Origin of the sequence: Paraburkholderia fungorum (assembly GCF_046027215.1) — a bacterium.
GTDB classification, from domain to species: Bacteria; Pseudomonadota; Gammaproteobacteria; order Burkholderiales; family Burkholderiaceae; genus Paraburkholderia; species Paraburkholderia fungorum_D.
This window is the reverse complement of record NZ_JAQQEN010000001.1, coordinates 375,277-401,537: the sequence shown is the minus strand read 5'-3', so window position 1 is coordinate 401,537 and position 26,261 is coordinate 375,277. Positions and strand designations below refer to the sequence as shown.

General features: G+C 62.0%; 23 protein-coding genes. 15 read left to right on the top strand and 8 right to left on the bottom strand.

Translation table 11 applies throughout. The features are described from left to right. The first annotated feature begins 1 nt into the window (after position 1). The 3 genes from PQR27_RS01815 to PQR27_RS01805 are packed head-to-tail and all read left to right on the top strand — an operon-like array spanning position 2 to position 2,992. The gene (locus PQR27_RS01815) at positions 2 to 574 is read left to right on the top strand and encodes a cupredoxin domain-containing protein (protein WP_408522024.1); all 573 of its coding nucleotides are present in this window, start codon (positions 2 to 4) and stop codon (positions 572 to 574) included. Beyond that, positions 561 to 2,186, top strand: a complete 1,626-nt coding sequence (locus PQR27_RS01810; protein ID WP_408522023.1) for a b(o/a)3-type cytochrome-c oxidase subunit 1 — start codon at positions 561 to 563, stop codon at positions 2,184 to 2,186. Before PQR27_RS01815 ends, PQR27_RS01810 begins: the two co-directional genes overlap by 14 nt. Continuing rightward, complete coding sequence (locus tag PQR27_RS01805; protein WP_408522022.1) at positions 2,183 to 2,992, top strand: c-type cytochrome; 810 nt, start codon at positions 2,183 to 2,185, stop codon at positions 2,990 to 2,992. Before PQR27_RS01810 ends, PQR27_RS01805 begins: the two co-directional genes overlap by 4 nt. Positions 2,993 to 3,745: 753 nt before the next feature. Here the strand turns inward: PQR27_RS01805 and PQR27_RS01800 are convergent. Further along, entirely contained in the window at positions 3,746 to 5,359 is a 1,614-nt protein-coding gene (locus PQR27_RS01800; protein ID WP_408522021.1) for a methyl-accepting chemotaxis protein, read from the bottom strand. Between the two features lie 302 nt (positions 5,360 to 5,661). Here PQR27_RS01800 and PQR27_RS01795 point away from each other — a divergent pair, with 302 nt between their 5' ends. Continuing rightward, complete coding sequence (locus PQR27_RS01795; protein WP_408522020.1) at positions 5,662 to 6,462, top strand: bestrophin-like domain; 801 nt, start codon at positions 5,662 to 5,664, stop codon at positions 6,460 to 6,462. Positions 6,463 to 6,546: 84 nt separating this feature from the next. On the opposite strand, the gene PQR27_RS01790 is transcribed toward PQR27_RS01795, so the two are convergent. After that, the gene (locus tag PQR27_RS01790; protein WP_408522019.1) at positions 6,547 to 7,086 is read right to left on the bottom strand and encodes a single-stranded DNA-binding protein; all 540 of its coding nucleotides are present in this window, start codon (positions 7,084 to 7,086) and stop codon (positions 6,547 to 6,549) included. A 125-nt stretch (positions 7,087 to 7,211) separates the two neighbouring features. Beyond that, complete coding sequence (locus PQR27_RS01785; RefSeq protein ID WP_408522018.1) at positions 7,212 to 8,399, bottom strand: MFS transporter; 1,188 nt, start codon at positions 8,397 to 8,399, stop codon at positions 7,212 to 7,214. 310 nt (positions 8,400 to 8,709) lie between these two features. Between PQR27_RS01785 and uvrA the strand changes: the two genes are divergently transcribed. The 3 genes from uvrA to PQR27_RS01770 all read left to right on the top strand — a co-directional run bounded on the left by uvrA (position 8,710) and on the right by PQR27_RS01770 (position 14,153). Then, positions 8,710 to 11,583 carry an excinuclease ABC subunit UvrA gene (uvrA, locus tag PQR27_RS01780; protein ID WP_408522017.1) on the top strand — a complete coding sequence of 958 codons (2,874 nt, stop codon included), beginning with the start codon at positions 8,710 to 8,712 and terminating at the stop codon, positions 11,581 to 11,583. A gap of 34 nt (positions 11,584 to 11,617) precedes the next feature. Then, on the top strand, positions 11,618 to 12,703 hold the full coding sequence (locus PQR27_RS01775; protein WP_408522016.1) for an AI-2E family transporter: 1,086 nt from the start codon (positions 11,618 to 11,620) through the stop codon (positions 12,701 to 12,703). A gap of 223 nt (positions 12,704 to 12,926) precedes the next feature. Further along, positions 12,927 to 14,153, top strand: coding sequence for a PepSY-associated TM helix domain-containing protein (locus PQR27_RS01770; protein WP_408522015.1), 1,227 nt, complete (start codon positions 12,927 to 12,929; stop codon positions 14,151 to 14,153). A 96-nt stretch (positions 14,154 to 14,249) separates the two neighbouring features. On the opposite strand, the gene purU is transcribed toward PQR27_RS01770, so the two are convergent. The 5 genes from purU to PQR27_RS01745 form a co-directional block, all read right to left on the bottom strand. Further along, the gene (gene purU / locus PQR27_RS01765) at positions 14,250 to 15,119 is read right to left on the bottom strand and encodes a formyltetrahydrofolate deformylase (protein ID WP_408525376.1); all 870 of its coding nucleotides are present in this window, start codon (positions 15,117 to 15,119) and stop codon (positions 14,250 to 14,252) included. Between the two features lie 71 nt (positions 15,120 to 15,190). Next, on the bottom strand, positions 15,191 to 16,039 hold the full coding sequence (locus PQR27_RS01760) for an NUDIX hydrolase (protein WP_408522014.1): 849 nt from the start codon (positions 16,037 to 16,039) through the stop codon (positions 15,191 to 15,193). 61 nt (positions 16,040 to 16,100) lie between these two features. Continuing rightward, positions 16,101 to 16,715 (bottom strand): LysE family translocator, encoded by a 615-nt coding sequence (locus PQR27_RS01755; RefSeq protein ID WP_408522013.1) that lies wholly within the window; start codon positions 16,713 to 16,715, stop codon positions 16,101 to 16,103. 43 nt (positions 16,716 to 16,758) lie between these two features. Beyond that, positions 16,759 to 17,325: an adenine phosphoribosyltransferase gene (locus tag PQR27_RS01750; protein WP_408522012.1), complete on the bottom strand. Its 567-nt coding sequence runs from the start codon at positions 17,323 to 17,325 to the stop codon at positions 16,759 to 16,761. Positions 17,326 to 17,413: 88 nt separating this feature from the next. Next, positions 17,414 to 19,417, bottom strand: coding sequence for a monovalent cation:proton antiporter family protein (locus tag PQR27_RS01745; RefSeq protein ID WP_408522011.1), 2,004 nt, complete (start codon positions 19,415 to 19,417; stop codon positions 17,414 to 17,416). 147 nt (positions 19,418 to 19,564) lie between these two features. Here PQR27_RS01745 and kdsD point away from each other — a divergent pair, with 147 nt between their 5' ends. The 8 genes from kdsD (at position 19,565) to PQR27_RS01705 (ending at position 26,212) form a co-directional block, all read left to right on the top strand. Further along, positions 19,565 to 20,548: an arabinose 5-phosphate isomerase KdsD gene (kdsD, locus tag PQR27_RS01740; RefSeq protein WP_408522010.1), complete on the top strand. Its 984-nt coding sequence runs from the start codon at positions 19,565 to 19,567 to the stop codon at positions 20,546 to 20,548. Beyond that, positions 20,548 to 21,108, top strand: a complete 561-nt coding sequence (locus PQR27_RS01735; RefSeq protein ID WP_408522009.1) for a KdsC family phosphatase — start codon at positions 20,548 to 20,550, stop codon at positions 21,106 to 21,108. The genes kdsD and PQR27_RS01735 overlap by 1 nt, the downstream gene beginning before the upstream one ends. Beyond that, entirely contained in the window at positions 21,105 to 21,713 is a 609-nt protein-coding gene (gene lptC, locus PQR27_RS01730; RefSeq protein WP_408522008.1) for an LPS export ABC transporter periplasmic protein LptC, read from the top strand. Before PQR27_RS01735 ends, lptC begins: the two co-directional genes overlap by 4 nt. Before the next feature lie 20 nt (positions 21,714 to 21,733). Further along, complete coding sequence (gene lptA, locus PQR27_RS01725; protein ID WP_408522007.1) at positions 21,734 to 22,405, top strand: lipopolysaccharide transport periplasmic protein LptA; 672 nt, start codon at positions 21,734 to 21,736, stop codon at positions 22,403 to 22,405. Continuing rightward, entirely contained in the window at positions 22,402 to 23,187 is a 786-nt protein-coding gene (gene lptB, locus PQR27_RS01720) for an LPS export ABC transporter ATP-binding protein (RefSeq protein ID WP_408522006.1), read from the top strand. Before lptA ends, lptB begins: the two co-directional genes overlap by 4 nt. 187 nt (positions 23,188 to 23,374) lie before the next feature. After that, on the top strand, positions 23,375 to 24,889 hold the full coding sequence (locus PQR27_RS01715; RefSeq protein WP_408522005.1) for an RNA polymerase factor sigma-54: 1,515 nt from the start codon (positions 23,375 to 23,377) through the stop codon (positions 24,887 to 24,889). Between the two features lie 170 nt (positions 24,890 to 25,059). Further along, positions 25,060 to 25,419, top strand: a complete 360-nt coding sequence (gene hpf / locus PQR27_RS01710; RefSeq protein ID WP_408522004.1) for a ribosome hibernation-promoting factor, HPF/YfiA family — start codon at positions 25,060 to 25,062, stop codon at positions 25,417 to 25,419. A gap of 277 nt (positions 25,420 to 25,696) precedes the next feature. Continuing rightward, positions 25,697 to 26,212: a PTS sugar transporter subunit IIA gene (locus tag PQR27_RS01705; RefSeq protein WP_408525374.1), complete on the top strand. Its 516-nt coding sequence runs from the start codon at positions 25,697 to 25,699 to the stop codon at positions 26,210 to 26,212. Positions 26,213 to 26,261: the final 49 nt, after the last annotated feature.

Here is a 26,261-nt window from a genome sequence, read left to right as displayed (position 1 = left end):
CATGTCGACTGATTCCAATCACCAACCTGGCAGCGGCCACGAGGTCGCCTTACGCGCCGAGCGCCGCTGGGCAATTTTCGCCGCCGCGCTGATCGTGCTGATGCTGGCCGTCGTCGTGTTCTCGGGGCTGCATTGGGCAATGATGCCGCCCTCGCGCGTCGAGACGATCGACCCGTCGCGGCTGCAATTATCAGGCGAATTCGTCGAGGACAATCTCGGCACCGCTGTCGAAGCGGATGGCTCGGTGATCGTGCGCTTCATTGCGCAGCAGTATTCGTTCACGCCGCAATGTCTGCTGGTGCCCGCCGACACGCCGGTCACGATCCGCACCACCAGCGCCGACGTCGTGCACGGCCTGCTCGTCACCGACACCAATATCAACACGATGGTCGTGCCCGGCTACGTCGCCACGCTGAATACGCGCTTCGATAAAGCCGGCGATCACACCATGCCGTGTCACGAGTTCTGCGGCTTCGGCCACCAGACCATGTGGGCGCACGTGAAAGTCATCGACAAAGCCACCTTCTTCGAGCAAGCCCGACAATCACGGAGGCTCAGCTGTGTTTCACGCTAAGCGACTCGTTCTTGCGCATTTCTGGCTAGCATTCATTGCGTTTCTGATCGCGCTGTTTCTTGGTGCCTGGCAGATGCTGGTGCGCAGCCCGCTGCTGCCATGGGTCGGCGATCCTGAGCTTTACTATCGATCGGTGACTGCTCACGGGTCGGTCATGGCGTATGTGATGCCTACTTTGGTGTCGATGGGCTTCGGCTACGCAATCGTCGAACTCGCGCTCGCACAAAGGCTTGTCGGCCTCAAATGGGCCTGGGCCGCCTTCATCATGCTGGCGATCGGTGCAGTGATGGCGATGGTGCCGGTTGCGCTCGGCAAAGCGTCTGTGCTCTACACCTTCTATCCGCCGATGATCGGCAGTCCGTTCTATTATCTCGGCGTCGTGCTCGTGGTGGTCGGCTCGTGGATCTGGGTCGCGCTGATGCATGTGAATCTGCGCATCTGGAAGCGCGCCAATCCCGGCAAACCCGTGCCGCTCGCCATGTTCGCCAACGTGGCGGGCGCGTATCTGTGGGCATGGACCGCCGTGGGCGCGGCGCTCGAAATCCTGTTCCAGATTCTGCCGGTCGCGTTCGGCCTCACCAATACCATCGATGCCGGCCTGTCACGCGTGCTGTTCTCATGGACGCTTCACGCGATCGTCTACTTCTGGCTGGTGCCCGCCTACATCGCGTACTACACGCTGGTGCCGCGTGCGATCGGCGGACGGCTCTATAGCGATTCGATGGCGCGGGTGTCGTTCATCCTGTTCCTCGTGTTCGCGATGCCGATCGGCATTCACCATCTGTTCGCCGATCCGCAGGTCGGCTCCGGCTTCAAGTTCCTGCACGCGGTGTTCACCGGCATGGTGTCGGTGCCAACGCTGTTGACGGTGTTCACGATTTGCGCGTCGGTGGAGATCGCCGGACGGCTGCGCGGTGGCAAAGGCGCGTTCGGGTGGCTCACGGCCTTGCCGTGGCAGAACCCGATGATGCTGGTGATCGCGTTTTCGTTCGTGATGCTGGGTCTCGGCGGTGCGGGCGGTCTGATCAACATGAGTTACCAGTTGAACTCGACGGTGCACAACACTCAGTGGGTGACCGGGCACTTCCATCTGATTTTCGGCGGTGCGATCGTCATCATGTACTTTGCGATCGCGTACGAACTGTGGCCGCAACTGACCGGTCGCGCGATCGCGTCGGTGCGGCTGGTGCGCACGCAGCTGTGGCTGTGGTTCATCGGCATGATGGTGGTGACGCTGCCATGGCATTACGTCGGCTTGCTCGGTGCGCCGCGCCGCATGGCGTATTACGACTACCACGCGCTGGGGTTGGAATCGCAGGCGTTCTGGGTTGGGATGTCAGCGGTGGGCGGACTGATTCTGGTGGCGTCCGGCGTGCTGTTCATTTACATCCTGGTGAAGTCGCAATTTGGACCGCAGGTGCAGCAACAGAGCTTCCGCTTCGCGAGCGCGGTGCATCCGGTGGATCGTGTGCCCGCGGCGCTCAATAGCTTCGGCTTGTGGGTGGCGTTGATGATCGGACTGACGGTTGTCAACTACAGTGTGCCGATCGTTCAGTTGCTCAAACTGCCGCAGACGTCTGTACCGGCGGTTGTCGTTGGAGCGCAGCGATGAATGAGGAACGCGTCTTCAGCTTGCGCAACCCGTGGTTTACGGTAAGCGTCGGCGGCACGATTGCGATAGCGATCGTGGGGATTCTGATTGGTTTCATCTGGTTGCCTTCAGCCAATACTGCGTTCGGCGAGCGAGGCTTGTGGGCGACGATTTGCAGCGCCGCGGGCGTGCCGTCGAGTTGGTACGGTGGCGCCAACATTGCCGGCCCGGCGCCGAGCGACGTGGTGGTGCTGCCGCCTTTACGCCAGGTGCGTGCCGATGCAAATTCGATTGGCCGCGGCGCGACGATTGCCACGCAGAATTGTTCGATGTGTCATGGCGTGCTGGGCACGGTGCAGGTGACCGCGCCTGCATTGGCCGGGCAGTTTGCTGACGTAGTCTACAAAGAGTTGCGCGACTATCAGAATGGCGTGCGGCAGAACGCGGTGATGCAGCCGATTATTGCGGCTCGCAGCGATCAGGATCTGCATGATCTGGCGGCTTATTATGCTTCCTTGCCGAGGGCTCCCGCGGCCGAAGTCTTGCCCGCTGGCGTGGGGCCCGACGCTAATGCGGTGAAGCTTGCCATGCAGGGCGATCCGCAGCGCAATATTGCACCTTGTGCTGCCTGTCATGGGCAGCTTGATCGTAAAGGAGCTGCGCCGTGGCTTGGTGGGCAGTCTTCTGTTTATCTTGCTGCACAGATGCGGGCGTTTGCTTCCGGTTCGCGGCGTAACGATATTAATGAGCAGATGAGGAATGTCGCCAGGCAGATGACAGCGGCTGAGATTGATAGTGTGGCTAAGTATTATGCTGCCATGCAATGAGATGCTTTTTTGGCCTTTGGCGGCCGGCGGGTTGTTGTTCTTTGTGCCTATGGCGGTGGGGTTTCCTTGTTCTGGCTTCCTGGGCCTTTCCTTGCATTCTTATTGGTTTATTAGCGTCGCCCCTGTGCGGGGCAGGCACCTACTTTTCTTTGCCTGCCGCAAAGAAAAGTAGGCAAAAGAAAGCGGCTCAAACCGCCAACTCTTAAGTGGCCCCCCTGGCTTGGAGGGGACTGTGGTGCGATTAACGGATCACACCTCGGTCCATAACCGCCAGTGACACAGCCGTCATCCGCTCCCACTCGGCACTGCGTGCGTCGCGGACGGGTACACCACGGAAACCATCGGCTTCGTTTGAGCTTAGCGCGGGCCATCGGCTTCGCCTCGGCGAGGCGCCGCGGCGGGCAAATCGCACGCGTAAGGCCGGCGCATGGTTTGATGAAGTACCGCCCCGGCGCGCTCAGCGCCACCGGAGGTATGACCGCCTGGTCACCCACGCCAGAAGGTGCGCGGGCTCAATCTCTACGGAGCCACGATCCCCTCCAGGCCAAGGGACCCGCTTAAAAATTAGCGGTTTGAAGCCGCTTTCTTTTGCCTACTTTTCTTTGCGGCGGCGCCCCGAAGGAAGTCCACTTGGTGTGCAAAGAAAAGTAGGTTCCCCCCGCACAGGGGGAACACTAATAAACCAATAAGCAAACAAGGAAAGGCCAACGCCGCAGGCACAACGAAATGCCGCCGCCAAAGGCAAAAAAATCATCACCCGGCAACAAAGCTCTCCGCAGGAACCCTCCGTCCGGCGACAGCAACAACCCCATTTCCCGTCTGAAAGACAGCCACCGCCGACGTCAACCTCCTCGCCTGCTCCTCAAGCGAACCAGCCGCCGCAGCGGCCTGCTCCACCAGTGCGGCATTCTGCTGCGTAACCTCATCCATCTGAGCGACAGCGAGATTCACCTGATCGATCCCGGTACTCTGCTCAATCGCGGCAGCCGCAATCTCGCCCATGATCGAACTCACGCGAGCAATCGCGTCAACAATCTCGTTCATCGTCGAGCCCGAACGCTCGACCAGTTGTGAACCTGCCTCCACCCGTGCCGTCGATGCGTCAATCAGACCTTTGATCTCCTTGGCCGCCGTCGCACTTCGTTGTGCCAACGACCGCACTTCACTCGCCACCACCGCGAACCCACGCCCCTGCTCGCCCGCGCGCGCCGCCTCAACCGCTGCGTTCAACGCAAGGATGTTGGTCTGGAAGGCAATCCCCTCAATCACGCCGACAATGTCAGCAATCCGCCGCGAGTCGTCGACGATACCGTGCATCGTGCCCACCACCTGCTCAGTCAGATCGCCCCCTTGCGCAGCAAGACTCGACGCGCCTTGCGCGAGCGAACTCGCCTGCTTCGCGTTGTCCGCCGTCTGCTTGACCGTGGAGGTCAGTTGCTCGATGCTGGCGGCAGTTTCCTCCAGCGAGGCTGCCTGCTCCTCCGTACGTTGCGACAAATCGGTGTTGCCCGCCGCGATTTCACTCACGCCCGTATCGATGGATTCCGTCCCTTGCCGCACCGAATTCACCGTAGCGATCAACGAGTCCTGCATCTTGCGCAACGCCGCAGCCAGGCGGCCCATTTCGTTGTCGCTGGCCACCGCGATATTGCTGGTCAGGTCGCCGTTGGCAATCCGCTGAAACTGCGCAATAGTCGCGTCGACGGGACTCACGATCGCGCGCACCAGCACCGCACGGCCAATCCATGAACCGAGTAGCGAAACGCCTATGCCGACCGCTACCGCGATGCAGATCGCAAAGAACAGGTCCTGTGCATCCTGATAGCGTTGCGCGCCGTGGTCGAGTTGCAACTGTTCGAGCGCCAGCATCGACTTTTCATACGCGCTATAGAGCGACGGCAGTTTGTGCGCCTGCAACTGCTGGAAGGCGGTCTTGTCGCCGGATTTGAGCGCGGCCAGCGCCGGCTCGACGCCCTCGTGGAGGAAGGTGTCCCGCTTGTCCTGCATATCCTTGATCAAACGCTGCTCATCGGCTTCCGCGCTCGCGCGGCTCACATAGTGGGCAAGTCGTTCGTTAGATGCTTTCTGGTACTGATCGAAACGCTTGAGCACCGCATTCGCGCCGTCCTGATCGCCTAGATCGACCAACGACGCATAGGTGGCCAGCGCGAGGCGCAAACGCAGCAGCTGTCCAGCACTGCCCTCCAGATCAGCGACTGCGGGTGTGTCCACGGTGTACATCTGCTGTAGCGATGCGTTGCTCGAGCGCAACGACAGCAGACCCGCAGCGGCACCGAACAGCAGTACGACGCCAAAGAATACGATCATCAGGGTGAGGCAGGTACGAATCGACAGATTTTTCAACACCGGGCTTGTCTCCATTGGGCTGCCTGACCGACGTTCAGAAGTAGCCTCGGCCACGCGTGCTGCGCCCAAGCCCATTCGGCCAGGTTCGCAACCATTGTCTAAAACTTAAGCGAATGCCACATAGAGGGTCTACGGCGGGATTACCGAAAACTTTATGGCCGATGGCGCATACGTTTGCGCTATAGCAACATACGTGCGGAAAACGGCGTCTGCTCACACGTGGGCAATTGCGGGACTACCCGGGTTTTCGGCAACCGGCAGTTAATGGAAAGTGACGAAGCGAAAGTTCGCGGAGCATTGCTATGTCGGAAGTCGGTTCGGCCGTACTGGTTTTTGTTTTACTGCTCGTTGCGACCGGTGCCGGCGTCTGGGTGCGGCCGCTGGTGCCCGAAGAGCATAAGGCACACGAAACCGTGCAGCTCATCCAACTGGTGATCGGCATGCTGGTGACGTTTGCAGCGTTGGTACTGGGGTTGATGACCGCGTCCGCGAAAACCAGCTTCGATACCGCCTCGATCGATATGCGTACCTATGCTGCGGACCTGATCGAACTCGACTCAACGTTACGGGAATATGGCAGTGCTACAGATGAGCCTCGCCGGCTGCTGCGCAGTTATACCGCAGCGGCGATTGCGTCGACCTGGCCGGACCAGCCGGCACCTGCCGGCGACTATCCAAAGGACATCCGCTCGCCGGATAGTTCGCAAACGCTGGAGAGTCTGCAGCTCGGCGACCTGCTGACGGCGGCTGGCAAGGAACTGCGACAGTTGCAGACGCATGACCCGTTGCAGCAGCGTTTGCTCGACGATGCATTGATGCAGTATCGGCGGGTGGTGGATGCGCGCTGGAAGCTCATCGAGGAAGCGCATAGCTCTATTTCGCAGCCTTTCCTGGTGACGCTAAATTTCTGGCTGTGCGTGATTTTTCTGAGTTTCGGCTTGATCGCACCTCGGAACGCGTTGGCGCTGGTCACCATCACGCTCGGGGCTATTTCCATTGCGTCTGCTATCTACGTCATTGTCGATCTCGATACGCCGTTTACCGGGCCTATCGTGGTCTCCAGTGCCCCTCTGAGAGACACGTTGGGACACCTGAGGCGCTAACGAGTCGGTGCCTCGCGAAATGATGTGCAAATAAAAAGCCCCGCTTGCGGGGCTTTTTATTTCGATCAATGCATGTGCGGGCGATCAGAACGGAATATCGTCGTCCATCTCGTCAAACCCGCCGCCAGCCGGTGCGCTCGGGCGGCTCGAACCGCCGCCACCGCCGCTGCCACCACGCGCTGCGCCGCCGCCGGAAGCCGCACGACCGCCGCCGCCGCCGCCGCTACGCTCCGACGACTCACCGCGGCTATAACCGCCTTCGTCGCCACCACCGCCGCCCATCGAGCCGCCGCGGCCACCCAGCATTTGCATCTGCTCGGCGACGATTTCCGTCGAGTAACGGTCGGTGCCGTCCTGCGCCTGGTACTTACGGGTGCGGATGCGCCCTTCCAGATACACCGACGAGCCCTTCTTCAGGTATTCCGACACGATCTCAGCCAGGCGGCCGAAGAACGTCACGCGGTGCCATTCAGTGGCTTCCTTGAATTCGCCGGATGCCTTGTCCTTGTACCGGTCCGTCGTCGCAAGGCGAATGTTCGCCACTGCGTCGCCGCTCGGCAGATAACGGACTTCCGGATCGGCTCCGAGGTTGCCGACGAGAATGACCTTGTTCACGGATGCCATGAGTTTCTCCTGTTGATTCCGTTGCGGGCGGCGCGGCAGTACACGGTTCGCGTCTCATGGCCGGCAGGCCGGAGACCAGAACTGCGCCTCAGCCCGCCGCCTGGTGAGTTCTGTGATGATTCCAGTTACGCCTTGCGGGGCGGCTGTTTCATGTTTGCGGCGATTATAAGCCAGCAAAAGACCAACCCAGAGCAAGTGAAAAATACCGCGCTCTGACCGTCCACTTTCAGCAGCCAGCCGCCGATCATGCCGCCCAGCGCAAGACCGATCGACTGCGTGGTGTTGTAGACCCCGGCCGCCGCGCCCTTTCGGGTGCCAGGCGCCAGTTTCGACACCAGCGAAGGCTGCGACGCTTCCAGAATATTGAAGCCCAGAAAGTAGACAAAAAGGATCGCCGCCACACTCAGAATCGTATGCGGTGCGACGCCCAACAACAACTGTCCGATCAGGATAAGACCGATCGCCGACAGCAGCACGATTTTCATTTTCCCGCGCTTTTCGGCGGCAATGATCGCCGGGACCATCATCACGAACGAGAGCCCCATCACCGGCAAATACACTTTCCAGTGCGAGGCGACCGGCAAGCCGCCGGCTTCGAGAATGCGCGGCACGACGAGGAACAGCGCGGTTTGTGTGGCATGCAGCACGAGCACGCCGAAGTTCAGGCGCAGCAGTTCGACGTTATGCAGCACTTCGGCAAACGGCGCGCGAACATGCACGGGCCTCGGCGCATCCGGCACGACCCACAACACCAGGCCGATCGCCAGAATCGAGAAGATGCCCACCAGCGTAAACAGGCCGCTCATGCCGACCCACTGAAACACGATCGGCGCGCCGACGATCGCCACCGCGAAGGACACGCCAATACTGGCGCCCACCATCGCCATCGCCTTGGTGCGATGTTCCTCGGAGGTGAGGTCGGCGATAAATGCGATCACTGCGGAGGACACCGCGCCCATCCCCTGAATCACCCGGCCGACGATGATCCACGTCATGTCGTGCGCGCCCGCTGCAACAAAGCTGCCGAGCGCGAAGATCAGCAGACCGGTCGCAATGACCGGCTTGCGCCCCACCTTGTCGGAAATCCAGCCGTAGAAAATGTACAGCATCGACTGCGTCACGCCGTACGCGCCCAGCGCGATGCCCACCAGCAGTACGTTGTCGCCGCCGGGGATGGTCTTCGCGTAGATCGAGAACACCGGCATGATCATGAAGAGGCCGAGCATGCGCAGCGCGAAAATGGCGGCAAGCGACACGGTCGCGCGCAGTTCAGGCGCAGTCATGCGTGAGGATGTAGCGGACGGATTGGACATCGGGAGCGTTCTTTGAATGAGCTGGGCAGCCACAGCCGGGCGGCTTACCACGTAACGGCTGGGCGGCGGCAATCAGGCGGCACCGCACCCGCGCCGGCGGCCTTGTTGCAGTCTCGCTGGTGCCCGCGGCGCCTTGTACTCGCGGAAAATGGCCCCAGTTAAACCCCTTCCCCGCAGCGCTAGACCGCTGTCTTACAGCCGGCCCTGGTGCCCGTTCAGGCTGCCAGGAAGCCGTAACGGCGGTCTTGAAAAGTCGTTATAGTAGCAGGTTTAGCCTCCTCCTCTTTCCGCCAGTTCATGGAATAAATCCGTGGAACAAATCCGCATTCGTGGGGCTCGCACCCACAACCTGAAGAACGTCAATCTCGATCTCCCTCGTCACAAGCTCGTCGTGATTACGGGCCTATCCGGCTCAGGCAAATCGTCGCTCGCGTTCGACACGCTCTACGCGGAAGGACAGCGGCGCTATGTCGAAAGTCTTTCCGCCTACGCGCGCCAATTCCTGCAACTGATGGAGAAACCGGACGTCGATCTGATTGAAGGCCTGTCGCCGGCGATCTCGATCGAACAGAAAGCGACCTCGCACAATCCGCGCTCCACGGTCGGCACCGTTACCGAAATCCACGACTATCTGCGTCTGCTGTTCGCGCGAGTCGGTACGCCTTACTGTCCGGATCACGAAATACCGCTGGAAGCGCAAAGCGTTTCGCAGATGGTCGACGCGGCGCTCGCGCTGCCGGAAGAGACCAAGCTGATGATCCTCGCGCCCGTGGTGGCGAATCGCAAAGGCGAGCACGTCGAGCTGTTCGAGGAAATGCAGGCACAGGGCTTTATCCGCTTCCGGGTGCGCTCGGGCGGCGGCACGGCCAATGAGGGCGTCGCGAAGATCTATGAAGTCGACTCGCTGCCGAAGCTGAAGAAGAACGACAAGCACACGATCGACGTGGTCGTCGATCGTCTTAAGGTGCGCGGCGACATGAAGCAGCGGCTCGCCGAATCGTTCGAAACGGCACTCCGTCTCGCGGACGGCCGCGCGATCGCGCTCGAAATGGATACGGACAAGGAGCATCTGTTCAGCTCGAAGTTCGCCTGTCCGATCTGCTCGTATTCGTTGCAGGAACTGGAGCCGCGCCTCTTCTCGTTCAACAATCCGATGGGCGCGTGCCCGGAATGCGACGGCCTCGGGCAAATCACCTTCTTCGATCCGAAGCGGGTGGTCGCGCATCCGTCGTTGTCGCTGGCGGCAGGCGCGGTGAAGGGCTGGGACCGGCGCAACCAGTTTTACTTCCAGATGCTGCAAAGCCTTGCGGCTTTCTACGAGTTCGACATCGATACCGCCGTCGAAGATCTGGCGGAAAAAGTTCGCAAGATCCTGCTGTTCGGCTCGGGCAAGCAGGAAATTCCGTTTTCATATATCAACGAACGCGGCCGCACTTCCGTGCGCGAGCATGTGTTCGAAGGCATCATCCCGAATCTGGAGCGGCGTTACCGCGAGACCGATTCGGTCGCGGTGCGCGAAGAGCTCGCCAAGTATCAGAACAACCAGCCGTGTCCGCATTGCGCAGGCACACGGCTGCGCCGCGAAGCGCGCTTCGTGCGGATCGGCGCGGACGGCGACGCGCGCGGCATCTTCGAAATCAGCGGCTGGCCGTTGCGCGATGCGCTCGGCTACTTCCAGACGCTGCGGCTCGAAGGCTCCAAACGCGAAATCGCCGACAAGGTCGTGAAGGAAATCGTCGCGCGGCTCATGTTCCTGAATAACGTCGGGCTCGACTACCTGTCGCTTGAACGCAGTGCGGAAACCCTCTCGGGCGGCGAAGCGCAGCGCATTCGCCTCGCCTCGCAGATCGGCTCGGGCCTGACCGGCGTGATGTACGTGCTGGACGAGCCGTCCATCGGCCTGCATCAACGCGACAACGACCGGCTGATCGCCACGCTCAAACATTTGCGCGACCTGGGCAACTCGGTGATCGTCGTCGAGCACGACGAAGACATGATCCGCATGGCCGATTACGTGGTCGACATGGGACCGGGCGCGGGCGAACACGGCGGCATGGTGATCGCCGAGGGCACACCCAAGCAGGTGCAGGCGAATGCGGCCTCGATGACCGGGCAGTACATGTCCGGCGCCCGCAACATCGAATTCCCGGATGAACGCAAGGAGCCGGACGAGCGGCGTCTGCGTATCGTCGAGGCGTACGGCAACAATCTGAAGCACGTCTCGCTCGATCTGCCGGTCGGCTTGCTGACCTGCGTGACCGGCGTCTCGGGCTCGGGCAAGTCGACGCTGATCAACGACACGCTGTATCACGCGGTCGCGCATCATCTGTATGGTTCGTCCACCGAGCCGGCGCCGTACGAGTCGATCGAAGGCCTCGAGCATTTCGACAAGGTCATCAACGTCGACCAGTCGCCGATCGGCCGCACACCACGCTCGAATCCGGCCACTTACACGGGTCTTTTCACGCCGATTCGCGAACTGTTCTCCGGCGTCCCGGCAGCGAAGGAACGCGGCTACGAAGCGGGCCGCTTCTCGTTCAACGTGAAGGGCGGCCGCTGCGAATCCTGCCAGGGCGATGGCGTGCTGAAGGTGGAAATGCACTTTTTGCCGGACGTGTACGTGCCTTGCGACGTCTGCCACGGCAAGCGCTACAACCGCGAAACGCTCGACGTGCAATACAAAGGCAAGAACGTCAGCGAAGTGCTCGACATGACCGTCGAGAACGCCTATGAGTTCTTCAAGCCGGTGCCGGTTGTCGCGCGCAAGCTGAAAACCTTGCTGGACGTGGGTTTGGGCTATATCCGGCTGGGCCAGTCGGCCACCACGCTGTCAGGCGGCGAAGCACAGCGCGTCAAACTATCTTTGGAACTGAGCAAGCGCGATACCGGTCGCACTCTATATATTCTCGACGAGCCGACCACCGGCCTGCACTTTCACGACATCGCGCTGCTGCTGGAAGTTATCCATCGGTTACGGGACCAGGGTAATACCGTCGTGATCATCGAGCATAATCTCGATGTAATAAAGACGGCTGACTGGGTCATCGATCTTGGCCCCGAAGGTGGCGCGGGCGGCGGTCAGATCATTGCGCAAGGCACGCCGGAGCAAGTCGCAAAGTCGAAGGCAAGTTTTACCGGTAAGTATCTGGCGCCTTTGCTCAAGCGCGCCGCCAGTCGAACGTAACGCTGCACAACACGGGTGGGAGACGGGATAAGCCATGGCCAAGCGGAATCAGGCGCGCGACGACGGGCAAGTGCAGGACCTACGCCCACGCCCGGTCAGGCTGACTAGCGACATGAGCCTGCCAAAGCTGTCGGCGGTCGAAATCGGCAGTTACCTGCTGATGCTGTTCGGGATGTGGGCGGTCATCGAACTGAATCTGCTCGGCGCGTTACTCGCCGGGCTGCTGGTGTTCCAACTCGTACATACGATCGCGCCGCGCATCGAGCGGCATATGTCCAGCCAGCGTGCGCGCTGGCTCGCCGTGGTGATCCTGTCGGTGGTCATCGTGGGAGCGTTGACAGGCCTGACGCTCGGCATCATCGAGCATTTCGAGAACGACGTGCCGAGCGTGCAGAAGCTGCTCGACCAGGCCATGCAGCTGATTGACCAGGCGCGCGGCCGGATTCCGCAATTCGTCGCCAACTATCTGCCGGTCGACACCGAGCAGATGAAGACGAAGGCCACCGAGCTCATGCAAACGCACGCCAACATGCTGCAGCAAAGCGGCAAGACCGCGGCGCGCGCCTTCACCCACATTCTGATCGGCATGATCATCGGCGCGATCATCGCGGTGGGCGCGCAGAAACATATGCAGCGGCTGCCGCTGTCCACGGCCTTCGTCACGCGTGTGACACGTTTCGCGGACGCCTTTCGCCGCATCGTGTTCGCGCAGGTGAAGATCTCCGCGATCAATGCGTTCTTCACCGGCATCTTCCTGCTGGTGGTGCTGCCGATCTTTCACGACACGCTGCCGCTGTCCAAGACGCTGGTGCTGGTGACCTTTATCGTCGGCCTGCTGCCGGTGATCGGCAATCTGATCTCGAACACGATCATCGTCGCGGTGGCGCTCTCGGTGAGCTTTCCGGCGGCGGTCATGTCGCTCGTCTTCCTGATCCTGATTCACAAGCTGGAGTACTTCCTGAATGCGCGCATTGTCGGCGGCCAGATCGAGGCGCGCGCCTGGGAACTGCTGATTGCAATGCTCGTGATGGAAGCCGCTTTCGGCATCCCCGGCGTAGTCGCGGCGCCGATCTTCTATGCGTATATCAAGCGGGAACTGATTTATCTGCGGCTGGTGTAGACGCGGAACGCAAGCGCAGAATCAAGGCGGCACTTCGGTGCCGTTTTTTTTGGCAGCTCTGTTCCAACCCGGTGAAATGTAGCCACACTTTGACGTCGGTCGCCACACCGACGCGCCACTTGCGGTAGACTGCGCCCTTCATCTAAGATGCGAACAATTCCCATTTACACTGCTCCACCGTGAATCACCGCCATCCTTCCATTCCCGTCCCGCTGGCTCAGGCATGAGGCAACAGTTTGTCCGCCTGCATCGCTGGTTCGGCGTCGCCACCGCGCTGTTTCTGTTTATCGCCGGCCTGACCGGCGCGATCATCGCGTGGGATCATGAACTCGATGCGGCCCTGAACCCGACTTTCTTCAAGGCGCGTACCGACGGCCCCGCGCTCTCGGGGCTGGAATTGGCGCGCCGCGTGGAAGCCGCCGATCCGCGATTCGAGGTGACCTATCTGTCGCTCGCGGCTGAACCCGGCCACACCTTGCAGATGATGGTGCTGCCGCGCATCAACCCCGCCACGCAGCAGCCCTACCCGCTCGACTTCAACCAGATCGCCGTCGATCCCGCCACCGGCGATATCCAGGGACGCCGCGAATGGGGCGCCGTGTCGCTTGCGCGGCTCAATCTGATTCCGTTCATTTATAAGCTGCACTACACGCTGCAGTTGCCGTTTACCGGCGGCGTCGATATCGGCACGTGGCTGATGGGCATTGTCGGGATCGTGTGGCTGTTCGATAGCGTGATCGCGCTCTGGCTGTCGTTTCCGAGCTTCAAAGCGTGGCGCAAGTCGTTTGCCTTTCGCCTGAAGCGCGGCGGCTATGCGCTCACCTTCGATCTGCACCGCTCGGGCGGCGTGTGGATCTGGGGTTTGCTGGCGATCGCCGCCTTGACCTCGGTGTCGATGAACCTTTCCGCGCCAGTCGTGCGGCCGATCGTGTCGGTGTTTTCGACGCTTACGCCCGATCCGATCAACAACCCGGAAATCCTGCGCGCGCCGCAGCCAGGCGATCAGGTGCTGAGTCGTGAGCGCATCGTGCAACTGGCCGAGGAAGCCGGCAAAGCGCAAAACCTGAAGGTACCGCCGGGTGGCATTTACTACGCAGGCCTTCTGCACGCGTACGGCGTCGGCTTCTACGCCACCGGCAACGATCACGGCGACATCGGGCTGGGCAATCCGTGGATGTATTGGGACGCGGCCACCGGCAAGCAACTCGGCGCGCAGATTCCCGGCAAGGGCACGGCAGGCGACGTCTTCCTGCAGATTCAATTCCCGCTGCACTCGGGCCGCATCCTCGGTGTGGGCGGACGGATTCTGATTAGCGCGGTGGGTATTGCAGTCGCCGTGCTGAGCGCGACGGGACTGCTGATCTGGCTGAAGAAGCTGAACGCGCGCCGCCGTTCCGCCCGTAACGCGAATCTCGCGCGGGACACGGGCCAGTCAGCGGCGCAGTCTTAGGGGAAGGTTGCGCCGGACGGACGTCTCCGGCGCGCGACTGCAGCGAGCGGCGCGGCTCAAGCCTTGCCGGCGTCGCTGCACGCGCCTCACCGGCTTTTAGCGGAACACCACCGTCTTGCTGCCGTTCAACACCACACGATGCTCGACGTGCCACTTCACCGCACGCGCGAGCGTCACGCATTCGACATCACGGCCAATCGCCGTCAATTGCTCCGGCGTCATGCTGTGGTCGACCCGCTCCACTTCCTGCTCGATGATCGGACCTTCGTCGAGATCCGTGGTCACGTAGTGGGCCGTCGCGCCGATCAGCTTCACGCCGCGATCGAACGCCTGGTAATACGGCTTCGCGCCCTTGAAGCTCGGCAGGAACGAGTGGTGAATGTTGATCGCGCGGCCCGCCAATGCTTCGCACAGCTTCGGCGACAGAATCTGCATGTAGCGCGCGAGCACCACCAGATCGGCCTGATGCTCGTCGATCACTTCGAGCACGCGCGCTTCCTGCGCGGCCTTTGCGTCGGGCGTCGCGCCCATCAGCGGGAAGTGATGGAACGGAATGTCGTAGCTGGCGGCGAGTTGATAGAACTCCTTGTGGTTCGAGATGATCGCCGCAATCTCGATACCCAGTTGGCCAGTGCGATAGCGGAACAGCAGATCGTTCAGGCAATGGCCGATCTTCGACACCATGATCACCACGCGCGGCTTCACCGACGCATCGTGAAGTTCCCAACGCATGCCGAACTGCTCGGCGAGCGTCGTAAACGACGTGCGCAGCGCGTCCAGACCCGGATCGCCGCCCACCTGCTGAAAATGCACGCGCATGAAGAACTCGCCGGTGCGGCTGTCGCCGAACTGCGCGGAGTCGAGAATATTGCTGCCACGCTCGAACAGAAAGCCCGAAACCGCGTGGACGATGCCGGGCCGGTCGGCGCACGACAGTTTGAGGATAAAGCTGTGATCGGTCGGCATGACCTGGGTGACTCCCTTCTTCATTGCGTGGTTTGTTCGCGTAGTGTATTCGGCGTGATGCAGCGTCCAGTTCAGTCCAGGGCGGGCGGCACGAACAACGTGCCGATGCCCGGGCACGCGTCTTCATCGATCCAGCGGCGGCGCAGCAGGCAATCGAGCGTCGCGAGGCTCGCGTCCACCGTCATCGCGCCTTCTTCGATCCAGCGCGCCACTTCGTCGATACGCGCAAGCCGGTGCTCTCCCACTTCGCCATCCTGATTGCGCGGCGCGAAATCAGCCGGCAGCGCCAGGTCATAGATAAAAATCTGTTCGGCCTGCGTGCCTTCCGGCAACGATTGGAGCACATGGGCCGTGCGGCCCGCCACGGCACGCGCGGCAATCTCCTCCGGAATCCCGGCTTCTTCCCAGCACTCCTTGATGATCGTCGCCTCGATGCCGAAGCCCCAGCCGATCCCGCCGGCCACGACATTGTCGAGCATGCCGGGGTCGGTCGCCTTGGTGTCGCTGCGGCGCGCGATCCACAGTTGCGGCGCGCCATCCACGTATTCTACGACGCCGTTCAGATGCACCGCGTAGGTCAGCGTGCCGAAGAAGCGCGACGCGGCGCGCTCGATATAGGCAAGCGGCGGTGCATCGAACGCATTGCGGATCGCGTACGTCTCGTTGCGCCAGCCTGGAATACGGCCTTCGGCGGCGAGCGCGCCGATCACGGAGCCGAGCGCCGCGCTACGCAGATCGACCGTATTGAACGCGGCCGCGAGCGTCACACGGGTGCTGCCGATTTCAAATACATCCGGCCAGCGCGCGAGCAAGGGCACGTCGTTCGAGCGAATCCAGCCGACCTGCTGGCCGTCGATCCAGAACGGCCGATGCGCGTGAATCTCGAAGCGGCGCGCAGCGGTAATACAAGGCAAAGTCATTCAAAGCTCCCAACTGTTCTTCTGTAGCGGCCGTTACACCTCAGCCGTCAAACCTCAGCCGTCAATCGCGCAATGCCACGCGAATGCCGATCGCGATGAACGTGGCGCCCGCGAGGCGATCGAGCCATACGCCCACCCGCGGCCGGCGCTTGAGCCAGCCACCGATCATCCCCGCGCACACACCGAATAGCGAAAACACCACCACCGTTTGCAGCATGAACAGCACGCCGAGTTCGAGCATCTGCAGCGTGACGCTCTGCGTGCCGTGCGGCTGCACGAACTGCGGCAGGAACACGACGAAGAACAACGTCACCTTCGGGTTCAGCAGATTGCCGAGCACGCTTTGACGAAACACCGCCATCAACGGTTGCGGCGCGCGCTCGTGCGCGGTGGCCAGCCCCTGGCTGCGCAGCGCCTTGATGCCGATCCAGACCAGATAGGCGGCGCCAGCCAGCTTGATCGCTTCAAAGGCAAGCGGCGACGAACGCAGCAACGCGGCCACGCCGAGCGCGGCCAGCGTGGTGTGAAACGTGATGCCCGCGGCAAAGCCGAGCGCGGCGACAAGACCGGCCGCGCGGCCCTGCGAGATGCCGCGCGCAAGCACTTGCAGATTGTCGGGACCGGGCGCCATCGTGATGGCAATCGAGGTGGCGAGAAACAGCAGGAAGTTGGGCATCGTTCTTACCTTGTTGGCGTGCGGGACGAAGTTCGCAGGACGATCAATGACCTTCGAATTGCGTCACGGTATAAAGCGGCAAGCCCGCTTCGCGCAGCAACGCCGAGCCGCCCAGTTCCGGCAGATCGACGATCGCAGCGCCCTCCACCACCACCGCGCCGAGCCGCTCGAGCAGTATCTTGCCGGCCATCATCGTGCCGCCGGTCGCGATCAGGTCGTCGACGAGCACGATGCGGTCGCCGGGCTGACAGGCGTCTTCATGAATCTCGACGGTCGCGGTGCCGTATTCGAGTTTGTACGATTCGGACACGCGCTTGTACGGCAGCTTGCCCTGCTTGCGGATTGGAATGAAGCCCAGGTTCAGTTCGTACGCGAGGATCGGCCCGATGATGAAACCGCGCGCATCGAGACCGGCGATGTAATCGAGCTTCGCGTCGATATAGCGCTGCACGAACAGGTCGATCAGCGTGCGCAGCGACTTCGGACATTGCAGCAGCGGCGTGATGTCGCGAAACTGCACGCCCGGCTGCGGCCAGTCGGGCACCGTGCGAATCTTGCTTTTGACGAACTCGGGCGCATTGAGCGGCGCGCCCGCAAGCACGTTGGACATGATGTCTCCGGATGGACCTCGGCGGTCCGATGAAAGGCTAAACGAGGTCGGCCGGGTGACACACGCCCTGACCGCCATCCGCGGCTCGTCAGGCCGCGGCGGCGCCCGCGCGGCGATGCTTCGAGAGGCGCTCTTCCGCTTCGGCCAGTTGTTCGGGCAGACCGCGCAGCACCACGATATCGCTCGCGCGCAGCTTGGTGGACGGGTCCGGTTCGACGCCGCGAATGCCGTGCCGGCGGATCGCCGTCACTTCGACGCCCACGTCGAACAATCCCAGCTCCGCCAGCGTGCGGCCCACCGCGTCCGCGTTTTCGTCGACCGGCACCGATTGTAGCCTCACCTGTTCGTGACCGTCGTCGTCTTCGACGTCGTCCGCACCGTGGAAATAGCCGCGCAACAGCGCATAACGCTCGTCGCGCATTTCCTCGACCCGCCGCACCACGCGCCGCATCGGCACGCCCATCACCACCAGCGTGTGCGACGCCAGCATCAGGCTGCCCTCGACGATTTCCGGAATCACTTCGGTCGCGCCGGCGGCGAGCAGCTTTTCCAGATCGGCGTCGTCGACGGTACGCACGATCACCGGCAGCGTCGGCTCAAGCTCGTGAATGTTGTGCAGCACGCGTAACGCGGAGGGCGTGTTCGCGTAAGTGATTGCAATCGCCGCAGCGCGATGGATACCGGCCGCGAGCAGCGATTCGCGCCGCCCCGCGTCGCCGAACACGACTGATTCACCGGCGGCCGCGGCCGCGGCCACACGGTCGGGGTCCAGATCCAGCGCCACGTACGACAGGCCTTCGTGCTCCAGCATGCGCGCCAGATTCTGGCCGGCCCGGCCGTAACCGCAAATAATCACGTGACCGCTTTGCTTCAGGCTCTGCGTGGCAATGCGCGTCATCTGCAACGACTGCATCATCCATTCAGTCGACGACAGGCGTAGCACGATACGGTCCGCGTTCTGGATCAGGAACGGCGCGGCTAGCATCGACAGCAACATCGCAGCGAGGATCGCCTGCAGCAGCGTGGCGTCGACGAGGTGCTTGTCGAGAATCAGATTCAGCAGCACGAACCCGAACTCGCCGGCTTGCGCAAGACCGATACCGGTACGCATCGCGACGCCCGGCGAGGCGCCGAACAGGCGCGAGAGCCCGGTCACCATCACCGCCTTCAGCAGGATCGGGCCAACCAGGAAACCCAGCACAATAAACGGATGCTCCCAGATCACCCGCGGGTTCAGCAGCATGCCGGTGGTGACGAAGAAGAGCCCGAGCAGCACGTCGCGAAACGGCTTGATGTCCTCTTCCACCTGATGCCGGTACGGCGTTTCCGCGATCAACATACCCGCGATGAACGCGCCGAGCGCGAGCGACAAACCAAACTTGTCCGTGATGAACGCCGCGCCGAGCGTCACCAGAAGGAGATTGAGAATAAATAGTTCTTGCGAACGGCGCCGCGCCACCACATTGAACCAGCGCGTCATGAAACGCTGGCCGACAATCAGCAGCAGCGACAATGCCACCACGATCTTGATCGCCGCCACCCCGAGCGCGCTGACGAGATCCTCCGAATTGCCGCCCAGCGCCGAGATGATGATTAACAGCGGCACCACGGCCAGATCCTGAAACAGCAGCACGCCGAAGATATTGCGGCCGTGCTCGGTTTCGATCTCCAGCCGCTCGGCCAGCATCTTGCTGACGATCGCGGTCGACGACATGGCCAGCGCGCCGCCCAATGCAACGCTGGCCTGCCAGGTGATATGCACCCAGCGCTCCAGCAAGAAACCGAGCGACACCGCCACGGCGATCGTGCCGATCACCTGCAAGAGGCCTAAGCCGAATACGAGCCGCCGCATCGAGCGCAGTTTGGAGAGCGAAAACTCCAGCCCGATCGAGAACATCAGGAACACCACGCCGAATTCGGCAAGGTTCTGCGCCCCCACGGAATCAGGAATCAGGCCGAATGCGTGCGGACCGACGACGATCCCCACCGTCAGATAGCCGAGCATCGGCGGCAGATTCAGAAAGCGAAAAATCACCACGCCTGCTACTGACGCCAGCAGCAGGAACAGTGTCATTTCGAGTGGGGAAATCATCGGCAAAAGCGCATCTAAAGCGTCCTCGTTCGTCAGCGGAACCGCGCACGCAAAGCGCCGTGCGACAAGGTTGAGGGGCCGGTGAAGGCAGCGGCTTGGCACAGCAGGCCCGGCGCGGCGAACAAGCGCCTTTGCTATACTCCGCGAATGATAGCGAAAATCAATGGCGACCGGGCACTCGCGCTCGCTCGTGACGTGCTCGACATCGAAGCGGACGCCGTGCGCGCGCTTCGCGATCAACTCGACAGCGGCTTTGTCGGGGCGGTCGATTTCATCCTGGGTTGCCGTGGACGCGTGGTCGTTTCCGGCATCGGCAAATCAGGCCACGTGGCCCGCAAGCTGGCGGCCACGCTCGCCAGCACCGGCACACCAGCGTTCTTCGTCCACCCCGCGGAAGCCAGTCACGGCGACCTCGGCATGGTCACGGCCGACGACGTCTTTGTCGCGCTGTCGAATTCCGGCGAAACCGAAGAGCTAGTGTCCATTTTGCCGCTGATCAAGCGCATGGGCGCGAAATTGATTGCCATGACCGGCCGGCCTTCGTCGAGCCTTGCGCAATTGGCCGACGTGCATCTGAACGCCGGCGTGTCGAAAGAAGCCTGCCCGATGAATCTTGCGCCAACCGCCAGCACCACCGCCGCGCTCGCGCTCGGCGATGCGCTCGCGGTCGCCGTGCTGGACGCCCGCGGCTTTGGTCCGGACGACTTCGCCCGCTCGCACCCGGGCGGTGCGCTCGGCCGCCGCCTGCTCACTTATGTGCGCGACGTGATGCGCACCGGCGACCAGGTGCCGAAGGTGACGCGTGAGGCCACCGTGCGCGACGCGCTGTTCCAGTTGACCGCCAAGCGCATGGGCATGACGGCGATCGTCGACCGTGAAGATCGCGTCGCCGGCATTTTCACCGACGGCGACTTGCGCCGTGTGCTCGAACGCGACGGCGATTTCCGCAGCCTGTCGATCGATTCAGTCATGACGGCCGGCCCGCGCACCATCGGTCCGGACCACCTTGCCGTGGAAGCCGTGGAACTGATGGAGCGCCACCGCATCAATCAGATGCTGGTCGTCGACGAAGCAGGCAAGCTGATCGGCGCACTCAACATGCACGACCTGTTTTCAAAGAAGGTGATCTGATGGCCCCCGCGTCCCTTACCGCCACCGAACGCGCGAGCCGCGTAAAGCTGATGATTTTCGACGTCGACGGCGTGCTGACCGACGGCGGGCTGCTGTTCACGGCGGAAGGCGACACCATGAAAGCGTTCAATTCGATGGACGGCCACGGCATGAAGCTGCTGCGCCAGGCCGGCATCGAAACCGCGATCATCACGGGGCGCAAATCGGGCATCGTCGCGGCGCGCGCCAAAGAAATGCACATCACGCATGTCTATCAGGGCGTGCAGGACAAACCCCAGGCGTTTGCGGACCTGCTGAAGCAAACCGGCATGACCGCCGAGGAATGTGGCTACATGGGCGACGACTGGGTCGATCTCGGCGTGATGCTGAAGGTCGGCTTCGCGGCGGCGCCGGCGAATTCGCATCCTGAAGTGATCGCGCGCGCCCACTGGGTCAGCGAGGCGCGCGGTGGCCACGGCGCCGCGCGCGAAGTCTGCGACACGCTGCTGCGCGCGCAGCACAAATACGATGAACTGCTCGCGGCAGCCTGCAGCGGCGAACAGCGGGGCCTGGTCGGATGAATCAGTTTCGCCTGACCTCGCTGATTCCGCTCGTCGCGATGGCGGCGCTCGCCGGCGTCACCTGGTGGCTGCTGCAAGCCACCTTGCCGCGCCAGAACGAAGGCGTGGTGCGTCCCAAAGAGCACACGCCTGACTATTTCGCGGACAACTTCTCGGTGTCCGAACTCGACCAGTCGGGCTCCACGCAATACCGCCTGACCGCCGCCAGCCTGATCCACTACGAAGACGACGAGCTGAGCGATCTGGTGAAGCCGGCCATGCGCGCGTTCCAGCCCGGCAAACCGATCGTCACCGCGACCGGCGATACCGGCAAGGTGAACGGCGACGCGTCGATCGTCGACCTGTACGGCAACGCGCGCATCGTGCGGGCGGCCGGCAACGGCGATCCGCAGATGCAAGCGGATTCGCAGCATTTTAGGGTGCTGGTCAACGACGATGTGATCGAGACTGAAAAGCCGGTTAAACTTCAGCGCGGCATGTCCGTGATGACTGCCAGCGGCATGAACTACAACAACGTCACCCGGGTTATGCAGCTGTTCGGCAATGTGAAAGGCGCGATCGCCGCGTCCGAAGGCTCCGCCAGCTCGCCCAAGCAACCCGGGTAATCCATTCCAGGCGTGACTGCATGAACGAATCGTTCCCCCGTTTTGATACCGGCCGCTCGCGCACCCTGTCCGCGTGCCGCGCCGGACTCGCTGCGCTGATGATCGCGTTGCCGCTCGCCGGCTTCGCGCCGCTTGCACACGCGGACCGCGCCGATAAGGACAAGCCGTTGAATTTTGTAGCGGATTACACGACCTACGACGATCTGAAGCAGGCCACTGTTCTCACCGGCCACGTCGTCGTCACCAAAGGTACGATTTTGATCAAGGCCGATCGCGTCGAGGTCACGCAGGACCCGCAAGGCTATCAATACGCCACCGGCACCTCGAACGGAGGCGATCTGTCCTATTTCCGCCAGAAGCGCGAAGGTCTCGACGAATATATCGAAGGTACGGCTGTCCGCATCGACTACGACGGCAAGCAGGATCTGACCACGTTGACCACCAACGCCACCGTGAGACGTTTGCAAGGGCTCTCCACCTTGCTGGACGACGTGCACGGCAGCGTGATCACATACGACGGCCAGAACGACTTCTATACGGCGAAATCCGGCAAGGACGCGGCCAGCCCGGGCAACCCCGGGGGCCGCGTGCGGGGTATGCTGGCGCCGCGCAACGGCGGCGCGGCGCCGCTGAACGGCGCGTCGGCCACGCTCACGCCGTCCACCTCGATCCAGGGAGCGCCGAACCGGTGAGTAACTCCGCGTCCCTCCCCAATCGCAAACCGGCCGGCACCAGCAGTTCGCTGGTGGTGCGCAACCTGAAAAAGCGTTACGGCTCGCGCACGGTCGTCAAAGACGTGTCGCTCGAGGTCAAAAGCGGCGAAGTGGTCGGCCTGCTAGGCCCCAACGGTGCTGGCAAGACCACGTCGTTTTATATGATCGTCGGCCTCGTACCGCTCGATGCAGGTGAAATCGATCTGGACGGCAAGTCCATCAGCTTGCTGCCGATCCACAAGCGGGCCTCGCTGGGCCTGTCGTATCTGCCGCAGGAAGCTTCCGTGTTCCGCAAGCTCACGGTCGAAGAAAACATTCGTGCGGTGCTGGAGTTGCAGCACGAAGACAACGGCAAGCGGCTTAGCAAAGACACCATCACCAGCCGCACCGAAGCCCTGCTCGACGAACTGCAGATCGCTCACCTGCGCGAGAATCCAGCGCTGTCGCTGTCGGGTGGCGAGCGCCGCCGGGTCGAAATCGCCCGCGCGCTGGCCACCAACCCGAGCTTCATTCTGCTCGACGAACCGTTCGCGGGCGTCGATCCGATCGCCGTGCTGGAAATCCAGAAAATCGTCAAATTTCTGAAGCAGCGCAATATCGGCGTGCTGATCACCGACCACAACGTGCGCGAGACGCTCGGCATCTGCGATCACGCCTACATCATCAGCGACGGCAGCGTGCTGGCCGCCGGTGCACCGAGCGAAATCATCGAAAACGAAAGCGTGCGGCGCGTCTATCTGGGCGAGCACTTCCGCATGTAAGCACTCAAGGGATTACCGGCGATGCGCGCGCGCATCCGCCGGCCCCCTTTTGCGGCAACCGCACATCAGCATTTTTGACCTGGGCCCGTGCGCGCCCAGCGGCGTCGAAATCGGGCGCACGCGTTATTGCGGGTGTCGCAATGTATCGCGGTCGTGGCAAACTCTCTACAATGAATCTCAACTTGCCATGAAAGCCAGCCTCCAACTCCGCCTATCGCAGCATCTTGCGTTGACTCCGCAACTGCAGCAGTCCATCCGTCTGCTTCAGCTGTCCACGCTCGAACTGCAGCAGGAAGTCGCAATGGCGATCTCGCAGAATCCGCTCCTCGAAAACGAGGACGACTGGATTGCGAGTCCCCTGCGCGTGGCGGCCGACGGCTCGCTGATCGCCCAGGCGCCGAATTCCTCGGCTCCGCCCGACCAGATGGGCGGCAACTCCTCGTCGTCCTCCACCAGCAGCAGCGAGCGTGCCGAGAACGGCGAGCCGCAGGGCGTGGACGAGTACAACGGCCTTTCCGACGGCAACGGCGATGCATCGCAATGGGATCTCGGCGACTACGGCCGCTCCGGCAACGCGTCGGACGACGACGATCTGCCGCCGTTGCAAATCCACGAATCGAGCACCTCGCTGCGCGATCACCTGATGGCGCAATTGCGCGTCACCCAGGCGGGCCAGCGCGACCGTGCGCTGATCACCTTCCTGATCGAATCGCTCGACGACGACGGCTACCTCGCCGCCACGCTTGACGAAGTGCTGGCGGACCTACCCGAAGAGCTCGAGGTCGACGTCGACGAACTGAACGCCGCGCTAGCGCTATTACATAGTTTCGACCCGGCGGGCGTGGGCGCGCGGTCTGCCTCCGAATGTCTCAAGCTGCAATTGCTGCGGCTCGACACGTCGTCCACCCGCACCCTCGCGCTCGAGATCGTGGCGCACCATCTGGAACTGCTCGCGGCCCGCGATTTCACACGCCTGCGCAAGCATCTGAAGGCCAACGACGACGACCTGCGCGATGCGCATATGCTGATCCGCTCGCTCGAACCGTTTCCGGGCGCCGCTTACGGCAAGGCCGAAGCGGACTACGTCGTGCCCGACATCATGGTGCGCAAAACGGCACAGGGTTGGCAGGCCGAACTGAATCCGGAGGTGGTGCCGAAGCTGCGCATCAACCATCTGTACGCGAATATTCTGCGCAATAACCGGGGCGATCCGGGCAGCGGATCGTTGCGCCAGCAACTGCAGGAAGCACGCTGGCTGATCAAGAATATCCAGCAGCGTTTCGAAACGATCCTGCGGGTCGCGCAAGCCATTGTCGAGCGTCAAAAGAGCTTTTTTGTGCACGGCGAAATTGCAATGCGCCCCTTGGTTTTGCGGGAAATTGCTGATACGCTGGGCCTACACGAGTCAACTGTCTCGCGTGTGACAACCGGTAAATACATGCTGACCCCATTCGGGACGCTTGAATTTAAGTACTTCTTCGGATCACACGTTTCGACCGACACGGGCGGCGCGGCGTCTTCAACGGCGATCCGCGCGCTCATCAAGCAACTGATAGGAGCGGAAAACCCGAAATCTCCTCTTTCAGACAGCCGCATAGCCGAACTGCTGGCGGAACAGGGCTTCGTGGTCGCACGGCGTACCGTGGCGAAGTATCGCGAAGCACTCAAGATTCCGGCAGTCAACCTGCGCAAGTCTCTGTAGCCCGTCGCCTTCCGTGGCGGGCATTTACCGGCCGCTCCGCAGTTGGCGGACAGGCCGGCCGATGCGACCTGCCAGAAGTCAGTCACCGGGGGGCGACTCAGGCAAGCCGATAGATCGACCGGACCTTCGTCATCGTGCGGATCAAGCGGCCTCTAGCTTGGAGAAGCACTATGAATCTGCAGATCAGTGGACACCACCTCGAAGTAACGCCTGCGTTGCGCGAATACGTGATCACCAAACTGGATAGGGTGCTAAGACATTTCGATCAGGTAATCGACGGCAGTGTGGTCCTCTCGGTCGACAACCACAAGGAAAAGGAAAAGCGTCAAAAGGTTGAAATCAACCTGCATCTAAAGGGCAAAGATCTCTTTGTCGAGAGCTGTGACAGCGACCTGTACGCTGCGATCGATCTGATGATCGACAAGCTCGACCGGCAAGTGATACGTCACAAGGATCGCCTGCAAGGCCATGCGCATGAGGCGATCAAGTACCAGCAACTGGCGCCGCAGGTGGACGTGCCACCGCAATAAGGAAAATTGGAAGGCTTTCTTCATTTTCCTTGCCCCAGCTAAACCGCCCGGAACCGGGCGGTTTTTCGTTTCAGGACGCCCTCCTCGCGCTGCGATGCGGTATGAGACGTGTCCTTCGAACAAACGCATACGCCGTTGATGGCGCGCCGCACCATCCGTGGCTACCCTGTTCTATAATGTTCCGGTTACCATCGGGGTCAAGCGAGCGAACGGAAGTCGGTGTGCCGGAGTCCTGCGCTTTCGGACTTCAACGCACGTCGCCGTGAGCATCAAACGAATGGAACGCCACTCAAACGCCCCTGCGAGGAGAAACCAGGCCACGTTTTCGCCTGTCAACATGAATCGTTTAGCCAAATTTCTTCCCCTCGAGAACGTCGTCGTCGGACTATCGGTCACCAGCAAGAAACGCGTGTTCGAGCAAGCGGGCCTGATCTTCGAGAACCAGAACGGCATCGCCCGTAGCACGGTCACTGACAATCTCTTTGCGCGCGAGCGCCTCGGATCGACTGGCCTCGGTGAAGGCGTCGCGATTCCGCATGGCCGGATCAAAGGCCTGAAGCAGCCGCTCGCCGCTTTTGTCCGCCTCGCCGAACCCATCCCCTTCGAATCGCCGGACGGTCAGCCGGTTTCGCTGCTGATCTTCCTGCTCGTGCCCGAACAGGCCACCCAGCAGCACCTCGAGATTCTTTCGGAAATCGCCCAGTTGCTATCCGATCGCGAAGCCCGCGAGCGCCTGCACACCGAAGAAGACCGCGAATCATTGCATCGCCTGCTCACTCAGTGGCAACCTTGATGTATCGGCGGTTATCCGCACGCCGGTTACCCGCCTGTGTGCGGGTACG